Source organism: Bradyrhizobium sp. UFLA05-108 (assembly GCF_059803455.1).
The window spans coordinates 1-550 of record NZ_JBANAZ010000270.1; the positions used below are offsets into that span (position 1 = coordinate 1).

The 550-nt window shown below is 67.3% G+C and carries 1 protein-coding gene; it reads left to right on the forward strand.

Features of this window, described 5'->3' with window-relative positions:
• Positions 1 to 188 precede the first annotated feature (188 nt).
• Entirely contained in the window at positions 189 to 488 is a 300-nt protein-coding gene (locus SO140_RS46430; RefSeq protein WP_498544271.1) for a DUF736 domain-containing protein, read from the forward strand.
• Positions 489 to 550 lie beyond the last annotated feature (62 nt).

Consider the following 550-nt stretch of genomic DNA (forward strand, 5'->3'; position numbering starts at 1 on the left):
TGGCCTGCAACGGCTCCGCCGACCTTCTTCCCCTGCGGCTGCGCCGCATTCCTCGCGCGGCAACAAGCTCGGCTGCCGCCGTCCTCCGCTGACGCTGCGGTCCTTTGGATGCAGTCGGCCGGTCCGTCGCCTCTCGACCGCCATCGAGGCCGCATCGGGCGGCTTCGGACAACTCAGGAGATACGACAATGGCTCAGATCGGCACCTTCACCCGCGACGAGAACGGCGCTTACGCCGGGACCATCAAGACCCTCACCCTCAACGTCAAGGCCACCATCAAGCCCTGCAACCGCGACAGCGACAAAGCGCCCGACTACCGCGTCACCGCCAACGGTGTCGAGTTCGGCGCCGGCTGGAGCAGGACCGCGCGCGAGACCGGCGCCGAGTATCTCTCGCTCAAGCTCGACGATCCGTCCTTCAACGCGCCGGTCTATGCCTCCCTCGTCCAGGGCGACAAGGGCGAGCACAAGCTCATCTGGTCGCGATGAACGGCCATGGGCGCTCCGCTTCCGGCGGGGCGCCTGCCTTCCACCATCGGGATTATGCGGAG